We start from the raw sequence: 21348 nt of genomic DNA, 5'->3' as shown, positions 1-21348 counted from the left end.
CCGGCTCATTCCGCGTGGGGAATATGATCCGGGCGGCATGCGATCAGATGTCGAGGAAGCGGATGTCCTTCGCGTTCTTCTGGATGAACTCGCGGCGGGACTCCACGTCCTCGCCCATCAGCACCGAGAACACCTGGTCCGCCGCGGCGGCGTCATCCATCGTGACCTGCAGCAGGGTGCGGTGCTCGGGGTCCATGGTGGTCTCCCACAGCTCGGTGTAGGACATCTCCCCCAGGCCCTTGTACCGCTGGATCCCGTTCTCCTTGGGCAGGCGCTGGTTGTTGGCCAGGCCCCGGGCCACCACCTCGTCCCGCTCAGCATCCGAGTAGACGTAGTCGTCCGCAGCGTTGGACCACTTGATCCGGTACAGCGGCGGCTGCGCCAGGTACACGTACCCGGCCTCGATCAGCGGGCGCATGAACCGGAACAGCAGGGTCAGCAGCAGGGTGGTGATGTGCTGGCCGTCCACATCGGCGTCGGCCATCAGCACGATCTTGTGGTACCGGGCCTTCTCCACCTTGAACTCCTCGCCGATGCCGGCGCCGAAGGCGGTGATCATGGACTGGACCTCGGCGTTGGACAGCGCCCGATCTAGGCGGGCCCGCTCCACGTTGAGGATCTTCCCCCGCAGCGGCAGGATCGCCTGGCGCTCCGGATCCCGGCCCTGCACGGCCGAGCCGCCCGCGGAGTCGCCCTCCACGATGTAGATCTCCGAGATCGTCGGATCCTTGGAGGAGCAGTCCTTCAGCTTGCCCGGCATCCCGCCGGACTCCAGCAGGCCCTTGCGCCGGGTGGTCTCCCGGGCCTTGCGCGCGGCCACCCGCGCCTGCGCGGCCGTGATGGCCCGGCGCACGATGGCCTTGGCCTCGTTGGGGTTGCGCTCGAACCAGTCGCCCAGCTGATCCGAGACCTCCCGCTGCACGAAGGCCTTGACCTCGGAGTTGCCCAGCTTGGTCTTGGTCTGGCCCTCGAACTGCGGCTCGGCGATCTTCACCGAGATCACCGCGGTCAGGCCCTCGCGGATGTCATCGCCGGTGAGGTTGTCGTCCTTGTCCCGCAGCAGCCGGTTGTCCCGGGCGTAGCGGTTGACCAGCGTGGTCAGGGCCGCGCGGAAGCCCTCCTCGTGGGTGCCGCCCTCGTGGGTGTTGATGGTGTTGGCGTAGGTGTGCACGGACTCCCGGTAGGCCTCCGTCCACTGCATCGCCAGCTCCAGGGAGAGCATCCGCTCGGTGTCCTCGACGTCGAAGGCGATGACGTCCTCGTGGATCACCGGGGACTTCTGGCTGGCGTTGAGGAACTGCACGTAGTCCAGCAGCCCGCGGTCGTACTGGTAGACCACGGTGCGGTGGCCCTCCGCGGTGGTGGTCTCCGTGTTGAGCTTGAGCTCCTTGGGCTTCTTCTCCTCCGCCACATGGTCCTCGAAGTCCACCGCGGTGCGCTCATCCGTGAGCGTGATGCGCAGTCCCTTGTTCAGGAAGGCCATCTGCTGGAAGCGGGCGCGCAGGGTCTCGTAGTCGAACTCCACCGTCTCGAAGATCTCCGGGTCCGGGTGGAAGACCTGGGTGGTGCCGGTCGCGGTGGTCTCCCGGCCCCGGACCAGCTCCCCCTGGGGCACCCCGCCGTCGGCGAAGGCCATGGTCCACTCGTAGCCCTGGCGGCGCACGGTGGTCTCCACGCGGGTGGACAGGGCGTTGACCACGGAGATGCCGACGCCGTGCAGACCGCCGGAGACCGCGTACCCGCCGCCGCCGAACTTGCCGCCGGCGTGCAGCACGGTCATGACCACCTCGACGGTGGGCCGGCCCTCGGTGGGGTGGATGTCCACCGGGATGCCGCGGCCGTTGTCCACGACCTTCACCCCGCCGTCGGCGAGGATCGTGATCTCGATGTGGTCCGCGTACCCGGCCAGGGCCTCGTCCACGGAGTTGTCCACGACCTCGTAGACCAGGTGGTGCAGGCCGCGCTCACCGGTGGAGCCGATGTACATGCCCGGGCGCTTGCGGACCGCCTCCAGCCCTTCCAGGACCGTGATCTCGTTCGCGCCGTATTCGTGCTGCTCTGCGGATGCCACTGGGGGAATCAAGCTCCTTGGGTCCGGGCGTCGCGGGTGCGGACGCCCATCATTCAGTCTTCCCTCGATTCTAGCGGACCGAGCCCCGGGCGCACCGCCGATTCCGCCCACTGAGGAGCTTCCCGAGGTGGCATCTGCCCCGTCATCGGGCACAGAAGGCGGCTGAGTCGTCCTGACCCCGTCTGGCTGGGGGATCCCCCGTGACCGGGGGTTCGGGACGGCAGCGGGCGCTCAGCCGTAGGTGTCCCGCGGGCCCCGACCACCCGGGGCCACTCGACGGCCCTTCCGCCAGGAGGGCGCGGCGGGCCCCCGCACGGTGACCCGGGTGACGATGCCCGGGCCCAGCTCCCGTTCGAAGGTGCTCAGCAGCTGCCCCTGCATGGTGCGCAGGTAGGTCGCGTAGTTGGTGGAGTCGCAGCGGATCGTGACCTCGCTGTTCTCATAGCTCTCCGGGCTGGCGTGCGCGGCGATCGAAGGACCCACCAGCTCCTCCCAGCGGGAGAGCACGCTGCCCACCGCCACCGGCTCCTTCCACCCGCGCGCGGCGATCATGTGCGCCATCACGGGGCCGACCCCCTGCGGGTCCCGCGAGGACTTCCCCGGCCCGGTGTACCCGCCGAGCACGCGCGGATCCCAGCCCTCCTCGCGCCAGCGCCGCCTGCGGGACTGCCCCGGCGCCGCGGAGACGACGGCGCCGAAGTCCTTGATGATCCGGCGCGCGGCACCCCCGGTGACCCTCCCCTCGCCCCGGGCCACGGCCGCCTCGCGCAGGCGCTGCAGCAGGGAGGCCGGGGCGTCGATCTCGTTCCGCTCCAGCTCCCGGCGCACCTCCTCGCCCCGCTCAGGCACCCGGCGCCCCCGGGCCCTCCGGCTCCTCCGGCGCGGCGTCAGGGGCGCCGGCGTCGGAGTCCACCGGGTGCACCTCGCCGGGGCTGACCTGCAGCACCCGACGCCGCCCGGGCAGCTCCCGCGGCAGATCCTCCTCGACCGCACAGGTCACCAGCACCTGCTCCGCCGCGGAGACGATCCGCGCCAGCCGGGAACGGCGCACCGCGTCCAGCTCCGCGAAGACGTCGTCCAGGATGAGGATCGGGGAGGCGCCGGGGGCGTCGTCGTCGGCCCGGTGCACGTACCAGGAGCCCAGGCGCAGGGCCAGGGCGTAGGACCACGTCTCCCCGTGGGAGGCGTAGCCGCGCGCCGGGATCCCGCCGAGCATCAGCTGCACCTCGTCCCGGTGCGGCCCCACCAGGCTCATCCCCCGCTCGATCTCATCCTGGGCCTTCTCCTCCAGCGCGCTGGCCAGCATCTGCCCGAGCCGGGCCGGGCTCAGCGCGGCCAGGGCGGCGACGTCCTCCCGCGGCCGGGCGCCCAGGGTGAGGGACTCGTAGCGGAAGGCCAGCTCCTTGCCGCCGTCGGTCAGCTGCCCGTACGCCCGGTCGGCCTCCGGCAGCAGGGCCGCCAGGACCTGGAAGCGGGCGTGCAGGATCCGGGCGCCGAGGTTGACCAGCTGCCCGTTCCACACCTCCAGCGTGGCCCGCTCCTCCGGTCCGGTGCGTCCCGAGCGGCGCAGGGACTTCAGCAGGGCGTTGCGCTGGCGCAGCACCTTCTCATAGTCCGCCCAGTATCCGGCGACCACCGGGCGCAGGGAGACCGCCAGATCGTCCAGGAAGCGACGACGCAGCGCGGGTTCGCCCTTGATCAGGGCCAGGTCCTCCGGGGAGAACAGGACGGTGCGGCAGATCCCCAGGGCCTCGCGCACCCGCACGGGCGCGGCGCGGTTCAGCCGTACCCGGTTGGCCTTGCCGGGGGTGATTTCCAGCTCCATGACGGTCTGCTGGCCGCCGCGCACCACCCGGGCCCGGATGTAGGCGCGCTCGGCACCCACCCGCACCAGCGGGGCATCGGCGCTGACCCGGTGGGAGGCCAGCTCGGCGCAGTAGTCCACGGCCTCGACGATGTTGGTCTTCCCGACGCCGTTGCGCCCCACCAGCACGGTCAGCCCCGGCGTCAGGGCCAGATCCAGGAACCGGTAGGTGCGGAAGTCCATCAGCGAGAGGTGGTCGATGTGCACCGGGCCGGCTCCTCCTTTCCTGCTCTGATCCGCTGCGCGCGGGCGCTACTGCTGCGGCAGGCGCACCGGCATCAGCAGGTACCGGTAGCGCCGATCCTCCTCCGCCTCCGGGCTCTCCTGCGGGGAGAGCACCGCCGGCTTGGGCGGGGTGGTGAAGGAGAAGCGGACGTAGTCCCCGCCGATCGCGCCCAGCCCCTCGGACAGGTACACGGGGTTGAAGGCCACGGTGATGTCCTCGCCCTCCAGCTGGGCCTCGATGACCTCGTTGGCCTGGGCGTCCTCCCCGGTCCCGGCGTCCAGGGTCAGCTGGCCCTGCACGAACGCCAGGCGCACAGGGGTGTTGCGCTCGGCCACCAGGGAGACGCGCCGCACGGCCTCCACCAGCTCCCCGGTGCGTACGACGGCGTGGATGGGGGTCTGATCAGGGAAGAGCGAACGGATCTTGGGGTACTCCCCGTCCACCAGGAGGCTGGTGGTGCGCCGCCCGCCGGATTCGAAGCCGATGAGCTCGTGGGATCCGGACAGGGCGATGGACAGCTGCCCGGCCCCACCCAGGGTCTTGGCGACCTCGTTGAGGGTGCGGGCCTTGATCAGGGCGGCGGTCTGCAGCCCCTGGTCCGCGGGCTCCCAGATCAGCTCGCGCATGGCCAGCCGGTAGCGGTCCGTGGCCAGCAGCGTCATGTTCGGTCCGTCGATCTCCATGCGGACCCCGGTGAGGATGGGCAGGGTGTCGTCCTTGCTGGCGGCGATGATCACCTGGGAGACCGCGTGGGCGAAGGCCGCGCCGTCCACGGTGCCGGAGACCTCCGGCAGCCCGGGCAGCTCGGGGTAGTCCGAGACGGGCATGGACGCGAGGTTGAACTTCGCGGAGCGGCAGGTCAGGTACACCTTGGAATCCCGCGTCTCGACGGCGACCGGGGCGGAGGGCAGGGAGCGGCAGATGTCCGCCAGCAGCCGCCCGGAGACGAGGGTCTGACCCTCCTCGATGACCTCGGCGGCGATGGACAGCTTGGCGGAGGTCTCGTAGTCGAAGCTCGCGATGGAGACCTCCCCGCCCTGGGCGGTGATCAGCAGCCCGGAGAGCACCGGCACCGGGGGGCGGGGGGACAGGGAGCGGGCCGTCCAGGTGACGGCCTCGGCCAGTACGTCGCGGTCGACTGAGAATCTCACGGTGGCGCTGTCCTTCTTCCGCGCGCAGCGCGCGGGGTACGAGGGGATCGGATCTGGGGCCAGCTTACCGGAGCCGGACCTCGGGGATTCTTGGAATTCCACAGGCCGGGCGGCCGGTCACGGCCGGATCCCGGCCCTGCCGGCAGGCTCGAGGGTCCGGGAGGTTCGTTGTCGGGGATGATCTCTTAAAGGATCGGGAGTATTAACAACCCGTGTGGATTCTGTGGAAAAACGCCCGGATCCCTGCCGGCTCGCGGATCGCGGGTGTGGGCAACCTGTGGTCGTCGTCGGGGACGGATCCTGCCGGCATGTGGAGCCGCGAGACCGGCCTGATGCGGGATCCACAGCCTGCGGGCGGTGCATCCCCTTAAGCTCCACAGTCCGAGCGGGGTTGTCCACAGCTCTGTCCACAGCTGTTAATAACAGGGCCCGGATCACCCTGTGGAAACGGTGGATGAGCTCGGGCGGGCCCCGGACCGGGCCTCAGCCCTCGCGGTGCTGCTGCTTGATGCGGTTGGTCAGCTCGGTGACCTGGTTGAAGATGTTGCGCCGCTCGGCCATGAGCTTGCGGATCTTCCGCTCCGCGTGCATCACGGTGGTGTGGTCCCGGCCCCCCAGCTCCTGGCCGATCTTGGGCAGGGACATGTCCGTGAGCTCGCGCAGCAGGTACATGGCGATCTGCCGCGCGGTGACCAGTGTGCGATTGCGGGACTTGCTGCGCAGCTCCTCCAGCGACACCTCGAAGTACGCCGCGGTCTGCCCGAGGATCGTGGAGGCGGTGATCTCGGAGACGCCTTCATCCGTGATGAGGTCCTTGAGCACCAGCTCCGCCAGCGGCAGGTCCACGGCCTGTTTGTTCAGGGAGGCGTAGGCCGTCACCCGGATCAGCGCGCCCTCCAGCTCCCGGATGTTGGTGGTGATGTTGGAGGCGATGTACTCCATGACCTCGTCCGGGGCGTCCAGGTTCTCGCTCTGAGACTTCTTGCGCAGGATCGCGATCCGCGTCTCCAACTCCGGCGGCTGCACATCCGTGATCAGGCCCCACTCGAACCGGGAGCGCATCCGCTCGGCGAAGCCGGTCAGCTGCTTGGGCGGCAGATCCGAGGTGATGACCACCTGCTTCTGGTGGTTGTGCAGGGCGTTGAAGGTGTGGAAGAACTCCTCCTGCGTGTGCTCCTTGCCCGCGAGGAACTGGATGTCGTCGATCAGCAGCAGGTCCACGTTGCGGTAGATCTGCTTGAAGCTGGAGCCCTCGTCGTCGCGGATGGAGTTGATGAAGTCGTTGGTGAACTCCTCCGAGTTCACATACCGCACCCGCATGTGCGGGAACATCCGCTTGGTGTAGTGCCCGATGGCGTGCAGCAGGTGGGTCTTGCCCAGCCCGGAATCCCCGTAGATGAACAGCGGGTTATATGACTTAGCCGGCATCTCGGAGACGGCCAGGGCCGCGGCGTGGGCGAAGCGGTTGGACTGCCCGATGACGAAGGTGTCGAAGACGTACTTGCTGTTCAGCCGGGCGCTGGACTCCCACTCCGCGTCGTTCGGCGCGGTGTTGGATGCCATCTGGGGAATGTCCTGGCCGGGGGTGACCACCTCGGGGCGCGGGGCCTCGGACTCCGGGGAGCCGGCCGGGGCCGACGTCGGGCGGGACCCGGTCAGGGAGGCCGGCTCCTGCCCGGCCCCGGGCACGTGCAGCGGGGAGGGGACGGTGCCCACGTGGCCGCGCTCGGCCTCCAGCTCGCTGATGGGCGGCAGGCCGGGCCCCTGCTCCGAGCTCGCGTGCCGGGTGTGATCCGCCTGGGGGTGATCGGCGGGAGGCTCGCCCCCGGCGGTGGGCCGCCCGGTCCCGCCGGCTCTGCGCGTCGGGGCGGCGTCGGTGCGGGGTGTGCGCCGCTGCTGGGGTGAGGCGGTGGCCTGGGCCCGGCCGGGCACCGGCGTCTCCAGCTCCGGGTCGATGACGAAGGCCTCGGTGATGCCCATGTCCTCGGGGAAGGCGCGGTTCAGCGCCTCCTTGAAGGCGACGTTCAGCTCCCGCTGGAAGACGTCGCGGGTGTACTCGTTGGGCACCGCGATGATCAGGGTGGTGCCGAACAGCCCCTGCGGCTGCGCCTTGTCCAGGGAGCCCTTGACCCGGCGGGTCAGGTCGGGGTTGTTCTGCAGGTCCGCGATGCACGCCTCCCAGCGCGTCTGGATCTGCTCGTTGCCCTGAACGCTCACGGTGCTCCTCGAAGTCGGCGACGGGACGGATCGAGGGCGCTGGAGGCGTTCGCGCCGGCGGGTCGGGCGCGGTCCTCCACCGGTTCTCCCCGGTCTGTCCACAAGGTTGTACACACCCGCCTGCTCTGTGGATAACGAGAGGCGGCTCCTGCCAGCCTAGAGCATCCCGACCGCGGGAATCCGCCGCAGTCGGCCGCTTCCGGTAATCACAGGACTGTAGTTCCGCGTCTTCTCGGGGCTGGGGATGGTGGGAACTTCTCTGGGGTTTATCCACAGACTGGGATGGTCGGTGGATGCACACCCTGGGGAAGCGGGATGCACCTCGTCTGACGACATCGGTGCGCCGCGCAGGGCTTGACCGCCCCACCGCCTCCCTCTTATACTCGATCAGTCGTCCGTGTGCCGTCAGTGTGCCCACCGACCCTCCAACCCGGGCTGCCCCGCAGCCCATCGGCGGTTCGAGGAGACCCGGTGCGCGGCCCTGCACGCCGCGCGGATCGCATCGCCCCACGCGTCGCCCCTGCGGATCCCCGTCGGATCCACCAGCGCGGGCAGCGCCCGAATCGACGTCAATGGAGTACCCACCGTGAGCAAGCGGACTTTTCAGCCGAATAACCGCCGTCGTGCCAAGAAGCACGGCTTCCGTCTGCGGATGCGCACCCGCGCCGGCCGCGCCATCCTGGCCCACCGCCGGTCCAAGGGCCGCGCGAACCTCTCCGCCTGAGCCGCACCCCCGTCGTCGGGGACTGAGGCGCTGTCCCGCCGCGCCCGGGAGATGATCCCGCGCGGAGGCACCCGCACCCCGGCACGTCTTCGAAGGAGCCGCTCAGTGCTGGCCCAGCAGCACCGGATGCGGACGTCGGTCCAATTCTCAGCAGCCACGCGTTCCGGCGCCCGTAGCGGGCGCCGGAACGTCGTCGTCTACGCCCACCCCTGCGCACCGCAGGAGCCGACCCTCGTCGGCTTCATCGTGTCCAAGGCGGTGGGCAACGCCGTCGTGCGCAACCGGGTCAAGCGGCGGCTGCGCGAGCTCGCCGCCGAGTCGATCGCCGAGACCCCTCGCGGACTGCACCTGGTGGTCCGCGCCCTGCCGGCCTCGGCCGAGGCGGATTGGAGCCGCCTCGGCGCGGACTACCGGGCGGCCCTGATCGCCGCCCGGCGGAAGCTCGCCGCATGAGCCCCGACCAGGACGCCGGAAGAACCCTCGAGGCCGCGATGGAGCCCCAGCAACTGCTGGAGCGGGCGCCGACGGAGTACGTGCGCGTCCGCGGCGTCGGGCAGGCGCTGTGGACGCTGCCGCAGAACCTCGCCATCGGCCTGCTGCGCCTGTACCGCAGGATCATCTCGCCCCTGTACGGGGAGGTGTGCCGGTACTTCCCGACGTGCTCGGCGTACGCGCTGGAGGCCTTCACTGTGCACGGCGCGGTGCGGGGACTGGGCCTGACCGTGAGACGATTGCTGCGGTGCCATCCCTGGGCCTCCGGCGGCCTGGACCCGGTGCCCGTCGGCCCCCGGACCTTCGCGCCGGGACGCGCCCCCCAGATCCTGCTGCTGAACCATCCGCGCTGCGCGCACGCACATGACACCCCCGTGGAACCGCGGGGCTAGGAGTCAATCCCCGATGAACCTCTTCGACCTCATCCTGTGGCCCTTCAAGTGGATCGTCTCCGCGATCCTGTGGTTCTTCCACACGGTGTTCACCGCGATCGGCATGGACGCCGCCTCCGGGTGGACGTGGGTGCTCGCCATCGTCTTCATGACCCTGGTGATGCGGACCCTGACCATCCCGCTGTTCGTCAAGCAGATCAAGTCCATGCGCGGCATGCAGGAGCTGCAGCCGGAGATGGCCAAGATCCAGGCCAAGTACAAGGGCAAGAAGGATCAGCTCTCCCGCCAGGCGATGGCGCAGGAGCAGATGGCGCTGTACAAGAAGACCGGCTCCAACCCGCTGTCCTCCTGTCTGCCGATCCTCGTGCAGATGCCGATCTTCTTCGGCCTCCTGCAGGTGCTGCGCGGGGTGCCGGCGGCGGCGTCGTCGGGATCCAATCTGCTGGTGCTGCCCGCGGATATGGTGCACCAGTTCAACGACGCCACGATCCTCGGGGCGCCGCTGTTCTCCACGCTCATGCAGCCCGGCCATGGCAACCACACGGCCACCGTCGTGCTCGCGATCCTCATGATCGTGCTGATGAGCGCGACCCAGTTCTTCACCCAGCGTCAGCTGACCTCCCGGAACATGAGCGACCAGGCCAAGGAATCGCCCATGTATCGGCAGCAGCAGATGATGCTGTACCTGTTCCCGATCATCTTCGCCGTCGGCGGCATCAACTTCCCTCTCGGTGTGCTCGTGTACTGGACCGTCTCCAACTTCTGGTCCATGGGCCAGCAGTGGTGGGTCATCCGCAACAACCCGACGCCGGGCTCTCAGGCCGAGCGCGAGCTCAACGAGCGCCGGGCCGCCAAGGGCCTTCCCCCCGTGGGCAAGACCAAGGAGGAGCACGAAGCCGAGCTGGAGGCCCAGCGGGTGAAGGCCCAGGCCGGGCAGCGCCGTCAGCCCGTGAGCAAGCAGCGCCAGAAGAAGAAGCGGAAGTGATCCGCGGCGGGATGGGCGCGACCACGGGTTCGGAGCGCCCTCCCGCGGCCCTCGAGCGCACCGACCGCACGGATGGAGCAAGGAGCATCTGATGTCAGCACAGCAGCCCACCGACCAGCGCCGCGACGACGACGCCGCGGAAACCGCACACGCCAGCGCCGCGGAGGCCGCGGCCTCAGAATCCAGCACTGAGGAGGCGGCGCTGCGCGAGGAGGAGAGCGAGATCGCCGCCGACTACCTCGAGGAGCTGCTGGACATCGCGGACCTGGACGGCGACATCGAGATCGAGGTGCACCAGAACCGCACTTTCCTCTCGGTGGTGGCCGAGGGCGAGCAGGCCGAGGACCTGAAGATGCTGGTGGGCAAGCACGGCGAGGTGCTGGACGCCCTGCAGGAGCTGGTGCGGCTGTCGGTGCTGGCGGCCACCGGCAACCGGTCTCGGCTGATCCTGGACATCGCGGGGCATCGGGAGCGGCGCAAGGGCGAGCTGCGCCGCCTCGCCGAGGAGGCCGTGGCTTCGGTGCGCGAGTCCGGGAAGGACCGCCACCTGCAGCCCCTGAGCCCCTATGAGCGCAAACTGGTGCACGACTTCGTCGCCGAGCTGGGCTTCCTCTCTGCCTCGGAGGGCGAGGGGCCGAAGCGCCACATCGTGGTGACCGGCCCCCGGGAGGCCGCCGAGGATGCGGCGTCGGTCGCCGGTGCTGATGCCGCCGACGCCGCTGGCGGTGCGACTGGCGGTGTGCCTGGTGCGCCGGGGGCTGTGCCCCAGCACCCGGATCCGGCGGAGGTGACCGTGGACTTCACGGCACCGGGTGAGGAGCCGGCATGAGCCGCCCGCACACCGGATCCGCCGCGCGTGATGCTGCCTCGGATTCCCGGGGCGCTGACGTCGCGCCTCAGGGTGGCGGCGCTGGGACGCGGGGTTCCCACGCCGACGCCGGCTCTCGGGGTGCCGGGACCGCCGCGTCGCCGGCGCAGGCTCCGGAGCCTGTGGGCGAGGAGCTGCGGGCGGCCGAGGAGGTCTTCGGTGAACGCCTGGATCTCGCCCGCCGCTACGTGGGTCATCTGTCGGACAGCGGGATCGAGCGAGGCCTGATCGGCCCCCGGGAGGTTCCGCGGCTGTGGGTCCGTCACGTTCTGAACTGCGCGGTGGTCCAGGAGCTGATCCCCCAGGGCGTCTCCGTGGTGGATGTGGGCTCCGGAGCGGGCCTCCCGGGGCTGTGCCTGGCTCTGGCCCGACCGGATCTGTCCCTGACTCTCGTGGAGCCGCTGGAGCGGCGCGTGATCTGGTTGGACGAGGTGGTGCGGGACCTGGAGCTGGGGGATTCGGTGCGCATCCTGCGCGGCCGGGGCGAGCAGATCGTCGGCGAGGTCGAGGCGGACATCGTCACCGCGCGCGCCGTCTCGGCCTTGGGTGGTCTCCTGGACATCACCCTGCCGATCCTGCGGGGCACGGGGCAGCTGCTGGCCCTGAAGGGCCGCTCCGCCGAGGAAGAGGTGCGCAAGGCGCGCAAGAAGCTCTCCAAGTACGGCGCCCGCGAGACCGAGATCCTCACCGTCGGGGATCGGCTGCTCAGCGAGCCGACGACGGTGGTGCGCGTCAGCCTCTGAGGCTCCGTGTCTCCCGGGCTGTGGGTCTCCGGGGTGGTGAGGCTGGGGCGCTGTGATGCGCCTCTGGCATTGTGCTGTGCTGAGTCGCTGAGGCTTGTGGGTTCGCGAGGCTGTGAGGCTGTGGCTCTGTGAGGCTGCGCGGTGCGGGCGTCTGCGCCTCGCCTCACGCCGTCTCGCACATCCGCGACAGGTTGTGTTCGGTCTTCCCCGACGCAGCGTCTGCCAGTGTCTGCGGTGTCCGCAGGCGGTGGTGGAGGCTGTGTGTGGGTTCAGTCGGCGTGGGTACTCCGCGTGGGTGTAGTCCGTGTGGAGCGGGGTCGCCAGGGGCGGCGGTGCCGGAGACTGCGTATGCCTGTGGACTCCGCCGCCGGGGCATCCATTAGCCGGGTACGCTGGGACGAGACGTGATCACCCGGAACGGCCGCGGTGCGACTCTGGACGAGGAGGAGGTCTGCGGACGCCATGACCTCTCCCCCACCTTCCCACCGTCTGAAGGGTGTCTTCGGGGATGCACTGCCGCCGCAACCCCGGGACCTCCCGACCCCGATCCACCCCGACGTCGGCCGTCGTGTTTCACGTGAAACATCGTCCGTGGAGTCCGCCGCGATGGCGGAGGCCGTACAGTCGCCTGTAGCGAGAGAGCTCATGAACGAGAAGAAGCGCTGGAAGAAGCTCAACCAACAGCAGGTGCAGCCCCCTGCGGAGACGCGGATCTTCACGATCAGCAACCAGAAGGGCGGGGTCGGGAAGACCAGCACGGCCGTGAACCTCGCGGCCGCCCTGGCTGAGCGCGGCCTGCAGACGCTGGTGATCGACATCGATCCGCAGGGCAATGCCTCCACAGCGCTGAATATCGAGCACGGGACGGACATCGTCTCCACCTACGATGTGCTCATCGAGGACACCCCGATGCAGGAGGCCGTGCGCCCCTGCCCGGATGTGGAGAATCTGTACTGCTTGCCCTCGAACATCGACCTGGCCGGGGCCGAGATCGAACTGGTCTCTCTGGTGGCTCGGGAGCAGCGGCTGAGCCGGGCTCTCGGCGATTACGCCAAGTATCTTGCCGTCAACGACCTCCCGCGGTTGGATTACGTGTTCATCGATTGCCCGCCGTCCCTCGGGCTGCTGACCATCAACGCCTTCGTGGCCGCGCGTGAGGTCCTGATCCCCATCCAGTGCGAGTACTACGCCTTGGAGGGGCTGAGCCAGCTGCTCAAGAACATCGACATGGTGAAGAAGCACCTCAACCCCGGACTCGAGGTCAGCACGATCCTGCTGACCATGTACGACGGCCGCACCAATCTGTCCTCTCAGGTGGCCCAGGAGGTGCGAGACCACTTCCCGCAGCAGACCCTGGAAGCGATGATCCCGCGGTCGGTGCGGATCTCCGAGGCGCCGAGCTATCAGCAGACCGTCCTCACCTATGATCCCCATTCGACCGGCGCCCTGTCCTACCTGGAGGCGGCCGTCGAGATCGCGCAGCGGGCCGACGTGGATGCTGCCCCCGGGCAGCATCGCGCCCGCCACCTCTAGGAGACGACGGAGGGCGAGGCGGCGGCCCGCTGCTCCATGTGTTTCACGTGAAACATGCTTGGTCCGTGCGGAGGTCCGGGCGGTGGATGGAGGGCATTACCGGTCCGGGAGCGGCAGCACCTTCGAACGTTCAGGTTCAGCTGTCCCCTTGATAGATCCGAAACGATTGATCTCCGTTATTGTTTGCCAACGGCCAATGCGGAAGGCAGTCCTCGTGGGGTTGCGCGAGCCGGATGGTCGCAGAGTCTGACCTTCCAAATCCCGTCCAGGGGGAGGAGGGCCTGATGCGCCCGGATCGGGCACACCGGCGGTGCTGAGAGAGTCACCAGACCCCCGGGGGACTACCCAAGGCGACGGCATCCTGTCCGAGTCGAGGGCGGAGCGTCCAGCAAGTTCACGTCATGTTTCACGTGAAACACGCGCGCACAGACGATCATCATGACCGGGAAGCCGGGAAGCCGGGAAGCCGGGAAGCCGGGAAGCCGGGAAGCCGAGCGTCTGGATCCCCGAAACCTTGGGTCTGGACCACATCTCCCGGTAGTCCGCGACTGACCCAACACCTAACGCCATCGTGATCGGGGACGCAAGAATTCGGCACACGACCCGAGGGATAGACCTCTATCGTGGGCTCGCTCGGTACATCCTCAGGGATGTGAGAAGCACTCTCCGTGGAGAGGCGCGGACGTCCCTGCGTACCGGACCCATAGATCAGTCGCGCCCTGCCGGAGTTGGAGCGTAGGCGCTTTCGCCCAATCCAGCGCCCGTTTCACGTGAAACGGAGGAGTACGTGGCACCTTCGACGTTCGCCATGGGAACGCGTGGGGCTCGGCTGTGCTGCGCAGGTGTCGTCCGCCCCTAGGGCTGGTCAGATCGAAGGGCGCAGGAGACCTCTGCCGTGAGTCGTTATGTTCGGGTGTCCATCTGCTGCTCTCCACGCGGACTTGAGGGGATCCGCTCCGAAGGGGGACAGCTTGGCACAAGAGCTTTCACGTGTCTGGCCCCCCATCCCGACCCATCTGTCGCTGTCTACTGCCTTCACGATGAGCGTCCAGGAGGTGGTCTTCACCCGTCCGGCCAATATTGCCCTGTCGACCGGCAGCAGCCCGGATTGTCTGCCCCTGTCCGTGTGCTCCCGTTGAAGGGAACCCGGCGTCCTCCGGGCAGATGGTCTCGGCGCCCCAGTGGGGAGGGTGGAGTCAACACGCCGGTTTGGGAATCGGTGGCACTGAGGATGGGCGGTTCTGACCCATGCGATGAAGGTGAGCCTGCAGTGGATGCCGTACATTCACACGATCCGGCCCCGGTTCGAGCGAATGGCCCGCGGTGGGAGGTCGATTCCTGTGGAGGAGGACGGTTCGATGACACCGAGGCCCAGTAGAATCGGAGCGACGAGTGTCGAGTGGGAAGGTCGAGGGACATGGCAGAGAGACGACGTGGATTGGGGCGCGGACTGGGGGCTCTCATACCGAGCTCACCCGAAGAGGAACCGACGACATCCGTCGATTCATCGGCTGCTGCCGGTCATACCGGTGATGCTGGGGCGGAGACGAAGGTCCAGGCGGGACGTCGGCGTACCCCGGCCGGAAGGTCGACGTCAGGCTCGTCGGGCCGATCGAGTGCGAACGGCCCGACCGTTTCACGTGAAACATCGAGGGCTGAGGCGTCGAGCGGTGGAGGCTCTTCCGTGGCCGACAACCAGGCTGCATCGCCGAGCGGACAGGGAACGGCCTCGACCTCCGCTGGAGCGAGCGGAAAGGTCGGCGCGAAGAGTGGCGGTCGAGGGACGAGCGGGCGGTCGGCCGCCAAGAAGGCTTCCGCTGCGACCTCGGCGAGCGGGGCGAAGAACGGCGAACAGACCGACAACGCTCCGGAGAAGCCCCAGAAGAAAGCCTCTACAAGTCGTTCTGCGAAGAAGAGCGGGCGATCCGCTGGGCGCGCCGATATGGGCGCCGCCCTTCGCAAGAGCGGTGCGGGCCGGCGACCGGTTGATTTCTTCTTCGAGCCGAGCGCCGCCGCCCAGGAAACGAAGAGCGAGGATCCGCGAACCGCCGAGGCGGGGACCGGTGAACGGGGGAGCTCCTCGTCGAGCAACGCGACTGTTTCACGTGAAACGGCGGAATCCAGCGCTGGCACCTCCTCGACCAACCGTCGCCCGGACGATCGATCCTCCATGCCCGTCTCCGCCTCCGCATCGACACATGACTCTGCCCAGGCCTCAAAGTCTGACCGCTCCGGCACAGAGGAGGGCGAGCAGCGGACCACGAGGACTCGGACCGGTTCTGCGGACGCACCCGTGTCCGAGACGGATCAGGACCTGGTGCCCGTCCCCGGGGCGCTGTTCGGAGAGATCCCCGTCCGGGACATCCACCCGAACCGGAAGCAGCCGCGCCAGGAGTTCGACCCCGATGACATGGCCGAGTTGGTGCACTCGATTCGGGAGATCGGGGTGCTCCAGCCGATCGTGATCCGCCCCAGCCAGGAGGACGGCCCGGAGAAGTACGAGCTGGTCATGGGTGAGCGGCGCTGGCGAGCCAGCCAGGAGGCCGGGCTGGACCGGATCCCGGCGATTATCCGCGAGACGCAGGACATCGACCTGCTTCGTGATGCTCTTCTGGAGAATCTCCACCGCAGCCAGTTGAATCCGTTGGAGGAGGCGGCGGCGTACCAGCAGCTGCTCCACGAATTCGGGACCACCCAGGAGGAGCTGGCACGCCGGATCGGCCGGTCGCGCCCGCAGATCAGCAACACCATTCGCCTGCTGCGTCTGCCCGCCCTGGTACAGCGTCGGGTTGCGGCGGGAGTGCTCTCGTCCGGGCACGCCCGCGCCCTGCTGGCGCTGTCGGACCCCGCCGCCATGGAGAGGCTCGCACAGCGCATCGTGGCGGAGGGACTATCAGTGCGCTCCGTCGAGGAGATCATCCAGTCCGGGGCGGCCGCCGGTCCGGAGAAGAAGAAGCGCCGGCCGTCGGCCCCTCGGCATCATGAGAGGTTCGACTACATCGCCGACGCGTTTGCGGACAAGCTCGACACCAGCGTCAAGATCGCCCTGGGGGCCCGCAAGGGGAAGATGACCATCGAGTTCGCCTCGGTGGACGATCTCAACCGCATCATCAGCGTGCTGGATCCGGAGATCGAGCGCGGCTGACGACACAGCACGAGGCCCGCATGTTTCACGTGAAACATGCGGGCCTCGTCGTCGGATGGGAGGCGCGTCAGGCGGGGGAGATCAGCCGAGGAACTCGGCGAACTCCTTCTCCAGGACGGCCTTGGGCTTGGCACCCACGCTCGTCTTGGCCACCTCGCCGCCCTTGAACACGTAGATCGCGGGGATGGAGGTGATGCCGTACTTCGCGGCGGTCTCGCTGTTCTCATCCACGTTGAGCTTCACGACGTCGACCTTCTCCGCGTGCTCCTCGGCGATCTGATCGAGGACGGGGCCGACCATCCGGCACGGGCCGCACCACTCGGCCCAAAAATCCACGATGACCGGGCGATCGCTGTTCAGAACGTCTTCCTGGAAGGACGCATCGGTGACTGCTCTGGCGCTGCTCATGACAGCTCCTTTCGGTGGGAAGGGTGTTACAGGGTTTCCAGGTAATGCTGGACGTCGATGGCGGCCACACAGCCGGAGCCGGCCGCGGTGATCGCCTGGCGGTAGGTGGGGTCGATGACGTCCCCGGCGGCGAACACCCCGGGGAGGCTGGTCTTGGAGGAGCGGCCCTGCACGGCGATCGTGCCCTCGGCGGTCAGCTCCAGCTGGTCCTTGACCAGCTCCGTGCGGGGGTCCGAGCCGATGGCCACGAACAGGCCGCTGACCTCCAGGCGCTGCGTCAGCCCGGACTTCACGTTGCGCACCTGCAGGGCCTCCGTCTGCGCGGCACCCTCGATGCCCACCACCTCGGAGTCCCACACGAAGGTGATCTTCGGGTGCTCCAGGGCCCGGCGCTGCATGATCTCCGAGGCCCGCATGGAATCGCGCCGATGGATGATGGTCACCGAGGAGGCGAAGGTGGTCAGGAACAGCGCCTCCTCCAGGGCGGAATCCCCGCCCCCGACGACGGCGATCGGCTTCTCCTTGAAGAAGAACCCGTCACAGGTTGCGCACCAGCTGACGCCGTGCCCGGACAGGCGCGCCTCATCCTCGAGGCCGAGCTTCCGGTACTCCGACCCGGTGGAGACGATCACGGCCTTGGCCCAGTGCACGGACCCGTCCGCGACCGTGATCCTCTTCAGCTCGCCGGCCAGCTCCACGGACTCCACATCCTCGTAGCGGATATCCGCCCCGAAGCGCTCCGCCTGCTGCTGCATCGTGGACATCAGCTCGGGCCCCTGGATGCCATCCACGAAGCCGGGGAAGTTCTCGACCTCCGTGGTGGTCATCAGGTCCCCGCCGGCCGCCACCGAGCTGGCGAACACGATGGGCTTGAGGTTGGCGCGGGCCGTGTAGATCGCGGCCGTGTACCCGGCCGGCCCGGAGCCGATGATGGCGACGTCGTGCACTGAGTCCTCCGCGGACGGCGCGATGGCCTCCGCGGCCGACGACGGCACGGCGTCGTCACGGCCCTCGGCGGCGGGCTGCTGGTTCAGAGAGATCACGGGGGAACCCGCGGCGAAGACGTTCTCGTTCACGTGCTGGGGGACCTTTCCTGCGGCCCGCGGGATGCCAGGCCGACGCGCTCGGGCGGGAGGAGGCGCCTCGCAAGACGCCCCGGTGCTTCTACAGGGTGGAACCGGGGACCGGGGAGGGATATTCCGCGCGACGGGCCCGGGGCCACAGCGCCTCACCGGGCCACCTGGCCAGCCGTGCCTCACCGGACCGCCGGGCGCACAGCGCCTCACCGGACCGAGATCTCCCCCAGACGCAGCCCGTAGGGGTACCCGCCGATCGGCTGGGACAGCCGCGGAGCGGAATCCACGAAGACGATCACGTACCGGGCGGTCTTCGAAGAGGCCTGTTCGTTCAGGCGCACCGTGGTCTGCGCGGCGTCGAAGGTGCCCTTCCCGGCCTCCGTGGCGCCGTCCAGGGACGGGGAATCGCTGGTGTAGACGGTGAAGGACCCGCCGGTCCCGCCCTGCTGATCCACCGTCACCTGGCTGACCTTCGCCGGATCCTGCAGCTGGACGGCGATGCCGAAGCCGGAGATCAGGGAGCCGAACTGCGCCGAGGAGAAGCCGTAGCTGGTCCACACGGTGGACGGGTTCCCATCCACCACCTGGGACAGGGTTCCGTCCTGATCCGCCATGAACGAGACGTTGCCCGGCACGATCCGCTGCGCGGAGACGGCGCGCGGCTCGGCGCCGTCGTCCTCGGTGGGCGAGGCGGAGGCCGACGCGGAGGAGCTGCCGGTCCCGGAGGCCTCGGAGCCCCCGGAGGAAGCTGAAGACGCAGGAGCAGAGGAGGAGCCGCCGCCGATCGAGGAGACCATCGCTCCCAGCCGGGTGAAGCCGAAGAAGACCAGTCCGGCCAGCAGCAGGATCACCACCAGCGTCGTGATCCACAGGCCCCCGCCGGGGCCGCGGCGGCGCGGTTCGTCGTCGTACTCCTCCTCATCGTCCGGGTAGAGATCCTCGTCCTCGGGGTCCTCATCGGCGACGGTCTCGGCCCCGGGATAGGTTCCGGTGGCGGGATCCGGGGAGGTCGGCCCGGCGTAGGCGGGCTCCGCCTCGTCGTACCGGTAGTCGTAGGCCCGGTCATCGTCGGCGTCCCCGACGCCGCTGCCGTCGTAGCCGGCGTCCGCGGCGCGCCGAGAGGCGGCCGACGCCGCGGCGCCGCCGGCCGCATCGGAGGCGGCGCGATCGAACAGGGTGCCTCCGGAGCGGCTGGAGCGCCCGGAGCGCTGGGCGGGCGGCTCCTCGCCGAAGGACTCGTAATCCGCGTCGGTCCAGCGGGTCACGGCCGGACCGTCCTGCTCCCGCTCCTCGGCTCGAGACTCGTCGACCGGGCCGGTGACGGCCTCGTAGCCGTCCTCCGCGCCCGCCGGGGCATCTTCGGTGCCGAAGATCTCGGAGCCGAGGGCCTCTCCGCCGTCATCCGGGTCCGCGCCTCCGGGCAGCAGGAGGTCCAGCAGCTCCTCCGAGTCGGTGTGGGAGGTGATGAGGTAGGTGGTGTCCTCGGACTGGCCGAGGTCCAGGATCTGCAGGGACCTGGAGCGCGGCCCCGAGGCCAGGGAGCGGGCGTTGTCGATGAGCAGCTCGGCGTGCTGGGGGCCCGCGGCTAGGATGGACACCTGCCGGCCCAGCACCTGATCCCGGCCCTCCAGGACCTGGTCGCGCGCGGCCGTGGTCAGCACCTGCGCCGTCACCTTGTAGCGACCGCCCAGCACGGTGCCCAGCTCGATAGCCTGCGTCACGAGTCCTCCAGCTCTCCTTGCGAGGGTTCTTCCGGGCCCGGTGCGGACCGCTGCCCACGATCCTACCGGGGTGTGGCGGGGATTACCGGCCCAGTCGGGTGCGCACCATGCGGACCATGCCGTCCAGCTCCCGCACGTGCAGCAGCTTCAGCGCCCCCAGGTACAGCACCCCCATGAGGGTCCCTCCCGCGGCGATCGTGATCAGGGAGGTGATCTGGTTGCTCCAGGCGAACCCGGAGAAGTCCGAGCCGCCCAGCAGCGTGAGCACCGCGAAGCCGCCGATCCCGGCCAGCAGGGCAGCCACGGTGACCCGCAGGTGGGTGGTCATGATGTTCGCGACGTCGTAGTCCCCCAGCCAGTGGCGCAGGCTGCGGTGGTACAGCAGGGTCGCGAGGATGTTCTGACCGGCATACAGACCGGCCAAGCCGAAGACGATGTGATCCGGCTGAATATGCTTGATGAGGAATCCTCCGATGATCAGGTACGCCGCGCAGATCGCCTGGTTGATCAGCGGGGTCTTGGCGTCCTCGTGGGCGTAGAACATCCGCCCCATCATGAAGGACGTGGTCAGGAACGGACCCCCCAGGGCGATCACCGTGATGACCTGCCCGACCACCGCCCCGGCCACCGGGCCGCCGCCGCCGAACAGCACGCCGATGGGCCCAGCGAAGACCACCAGGGCCACGGCGCAGAAGATCGTGGCCACGCACGTGATCCGCAGGCCGCGGGAGAGGGTCGCGATGAGGGTGTCCCGGTCCTCCTCCGCGGCGGAGCGGGACATCTGGTTGAACAGCACCGTGGCCACGGACAGCCCGATCACCCCGTGCGGCAGCTGGTAGAGCATGGTCGAGTTGTCCAGGGCGTTGTTCCCGGCGATCGGCACGTCGTAGTCCGCGCGGAACCCGGCGGGGGTGGTGGCCAGGTGGGCGACGTAGAGGAACGCGAGGTTGGCGATGACGCCGGTGGCCAGCGTCCAGCTGGCCAGGCGCCCGGCGGTGCGCAGCCCGATCCCGCGCCAGCCCAGCTTGATCCCCAGGCCGATCTTCAATGCCTTGAGCGGAATGAACAGGATGAGGGCCTGCAGCGCGACGCCCACGGTGGCCATCCCGGCCAGCCAGAAGGTCTGCTGGGAGGTCCAGCTCTCCGGGGTGTGCTGGGCGGACTGCTGCGTGCCGAACAGCCACACGAACACCAGCAGCGCCCCGATCGCGACGACGTTGTTCAGGGCCGGCGCCCACATATACGCCCCGAAGGCGCCGCGGGCGTTGAGGATCTGGCCGACCACCGTGTAGAGCCCGTAGAAGAAGATCTGCGGGAAGCACCAGAGGGCGAAGGTCACCCCGAGGTCGATCTGCTGCTCGGACCACCCGGAGGCCATCACGGAGATGATGGGTCGGGCCAGCAGGACCACGAGTCCGGTGACCGCGAACAGGCCGATCACCGCGAGGGAGAGCAGCCGGGAGATGTAGTCCGCGCCGCCGTCGGGATGCTTGGAGGCCTTGATGACCTGGGGGACCAGCACGGCGTTGAACACGCCCGCGGCCACCAGCACGTAGATCTGGTTGGGCAGGGTGTTGGCCAGGGCGAAGACGTCTCCGACGTTGGTCGCACCGCCGATGGCGACGGCCAGCAGCATGGTCTTGAGGAAGCCGAGGATGCGCGAGACCAGCGTCCCGGCGGCCATGATGGCGCTCGAGCGCGCACCGGTGGTTGCCATAGGAGGTATTCCCTG

General features: G+C 69.0%; 16 protein-coding genes and 1 pseudogene. 8 read left to right on the top strand and 9 right to left on the bottom strand.

Annotated elements, in window-relative coordinates; all coding sequences use genetic code 11:
• Window positions 1-43: 43 nt before the first annotated feature.
• The 5 genes from gyrB to dnaA form a co-directional block, all read right to left on the bottom strand.
• Window positions 44-2071 carry a DNA topoisomerase (ATP-hydrolyzing) subunit B gene (gene gyrB, locus NQ707_RS06985; protein WP_061225136.1) on the bottom strand — a complete coding sequence of 676 codons (2028 nt, stop codon included), beginning with the start codon at window positions 2069-2071 and terminating at the stop codon, window positions 44-46.
• 231 nt (window positions 2072-2302) lie between these two features.
• Complete coding sequence (locus NQ707_RS06980) at window positions 2303-2920, bottom strand: DUF721 domain-containing protein (RefSeq protein ID WP_404435220.1); 618 nt, start codon at window positions 2918-2920, stop codon at window positions 2303-2305.
• The gene (recF, locus tag NQ707_RS06975) at window positions 2913-4142 is read right to left on the bottom strand and encodes a DNA replication/repair protein RecF (RefSeq protein ID WP_404435218.1); all 1230 of its coding nucleotides are present in this window, start codon (window positions 4140-4142) and stop codon (window positions 2913-2915) included. Before recF ends, NQ707_RS06980 begins: the two co-directional genes overlap by 8 nt.
• Window positions 4143-4187: 45 nt before the next feature.
• The gene (dnaN, locus tag NQ707_RS06970) at window positions 4188-5312 is read right to left on the bottom strand and encodes a DNA polymerase III subunit beta (RefSeq protein WP_058730474.1); all 1125 of its coding nucleotides are present in this window, start codon (window positions 5310-5312) and stop codon (window positions 4188-4190) included.
• Window positions 5313-5795: 483 nt separating this feature from the next.
• Window positions 5796-7529 (bottom strand): chromosomal replication initiator protein DnaA, encoded by a 1734-nt coding sequence (gene dnaA / locus NQ707_RS06965; protein ID WP_058730475.1) that lies wholly within the window; start codon window positions 7527-7529, stop codon window positions 5796-5798.
• Between the two features lie 586 nt (window positions 7530-8115).
• On the opposite strand from dnaA, the gene rpmH reads away from it, so the two are divergent.
• From rpmH to NQ707_RS06925, 8 genes and pseudogenes are all read left to right on the top strand, one after another.
• Window positions 8116-8253 carry a 50S ribosomal protein L34 gene (rpmH, locus tag NQ707_RS06960; RefSeq protein WP_081046273.1) on the top strand — a complete coding sequence of 46 codons (138 nt, stop codon included), beginning with the start codon at window positions 8116-8118 and terminating at the stop codon, window positions 8251-8253.
• A 105-nt stretch (window positions 8254-8358) separates the two neighbouring features.
• The gene (gene rnpA / locus NQ707_RS06955) at window positions 8359-8706 is read left to right on the top strand and encodes a ribonuclease P protein component (protein ID WP_058730476.1); all 348 of its coding nucleotides are present in this window, start codon (window positions 8359-8361) and stop codon (window positions 8704-8706) included.
• On the top strand, window positions 8703-9137 hold the full coding sequence (gene yidD, locus NQ707_RS06950; protein ID WP_224799966.1) for a membrane protein insertion efficiency factor YidD: 435 nt from the start codon (window positions 8703-8705) through the stop codon (window positions 9135-9137). Before rnpA ends, yidD begins: the two co-directional genes overlap by 4 nt.
• Before the next feature lie 13 nt (window positions 9138-9150).
• Window positions 9151-10122: a membrane protein insertase YidC gene (gene yidC, locus NQ707_RS06945; protein WP_058730477.1), complete on the top strand. Its 972-nt coding sequence runs from the start codon at window positions 9151-9153 to the stop codon at window positions 10120-10122.
• Between the two features lie 91 nt (window positions 10123-10213).
• Window positions 10214-10780: pseudogene (locus NQ707_RS06940) on the top strand (protein jag); the annotation flags it as partial.
• Between the two features lie 332 nt (window positions 10781-11112).
• Window positions 11113-11733, top strand: coding sequence for a 16S rRNA (guanine(527)-N(7))-methyltransferase RsmG (rsmG, locus tag NQ707_RS06935; RefSeq protein ID WP_232238537.1), 621 nt, complete (start codon window positions 11113-11115; stop codon window positions 11731-11733).
• 606 nt (window positions 11734-12339) lie between these two features.
• Window positions 12340-13266 (top strand): ParA family protein, encoded by a 927-nt coding sequence (locus tag NQ707_RS06930; protein WP_081046270.1) that lies wholly within the window; start codon window positions 12340-12342, stop codon window positions 13264-13266.
• 1684 nt (window positions 13267-14950) lie between these two features.
• Window positions 14951-16411, top strand: a complete 1461-nt coding sequence (locus NQ707_RS06925) for a ParB/RepB/Spo0J family partition protein (protein WP_331279299.1) — start codon at window positions 14951-14953, stop codon at window positions 16409-16411.
• Between the two features lie 81 nt (window positions 16412-16492).
• Here the strand turns inward: NQ707_RS06925 and trxA are convergent, their stop codons facing one another.
• The 4 genes from trxA to murJ form a co-directional block, all read right to left on the bottom strand.
• The gene (gene trxA / locus NQ707_RS06920) at window positions 16493-16819 is read right to left on the bottom strand and encodes a thioredoxin (protein WP_058730481.1); all 327 of its coding nucleotides are present in this window, start codon (window positions 16817-16819) and stop codon (window positions 16493-16495) included.
• A gap of 26 nt (window positions 16820-16845) precedes the next feature.
• Window positions 16846-17814, bottom strand: a complete 969-nt coding sequence (gene trxB, locus NQ707_RS06915; protein ID WP_058730496.1) for a thioredoxin-disulfide reductase — start codon at window positions 17812-17814, stop codon at window positions 16846-16848.
• 287 nt (window positions 17815-18101) lie between these two features.
• On the bottom strand, window positions 18102-19616 hold the full coding sequence (locus NQ707_RS06910; RefSeq protein ID WP_404435215.1) for a hypothetical protein: 1515 nt from the start codon (window positions 19614-19616) through the stop codon (window positions 18102-18104).
• An 82-nt stretch (window positions 19617-19698) separates the two neighbouring features.
• Window positions 19699-21333 carry a murein biosynthesis integral membrane protein MurJ gene (gene murJ, locus NQ707_RS06905; RefSeq protein WP_404435214.1) on the bottom strand — a complete coding sequence of 545 codons (1635 nt, stop codon included), beginning with the start codon at window positions 21331-21333 and terminating at the stop codon, window positions 19699-19701.
• Window positions 21334-21348 lie beyond the last annotated feature (15 nt).

This window comes from Rothia sp. BD8, assembly GCF_044878465.1.
Taxonomy (GTDB): domain Bacteria; phylum Actinomycetota; class Actinomycetes; order Actinomycetales; family Micrococcaceae; genus Rothia; species Rothia kristinae.
Note: the sequence above shows the minus strand (reverse complement) of the source record. Positions and strands in the feature narration are given on the sequence as shown.

Excerpts from the sequence above, each read along its gene's own strand:
- yidD (WP_224799966.1), top strand. The coding sequence starts at position 8,703 with ATGAGCCCCGACCAGGACGCCGGAAGAACCCTCGAGGCCGCGATGGAG.
- yidC (WP_058730477.1), top strand. The coding sequence starts at position 9,151 with ATGAACCTCTTCGACCTCATCCTGTGGCCCTTCAAGTGGATCGTCTCC.
- trxA (WP_058730481.1), bottom strand. The coding sequence starts at position 16,819 with ATGAGCAGCGCCAGAGCAGTCACCGATGCGTCCTTCCAGGAAGACGTT.
- NQ707_RS06930 (WP_081046270.1), top strand. The coding sequence starts at position 12,340 with ATGGCGGAGGCCGTACAGTCGCCTGTAGCGAGAGAGCTCATGAACGAG.
- murJ (WP_404435214.1), bottom strand. The coding sequence starts at position 21,333 with ATGGCAACCACCGGTGCGCGCTCGAGCGCCATCATGGCCGCCGGGACG.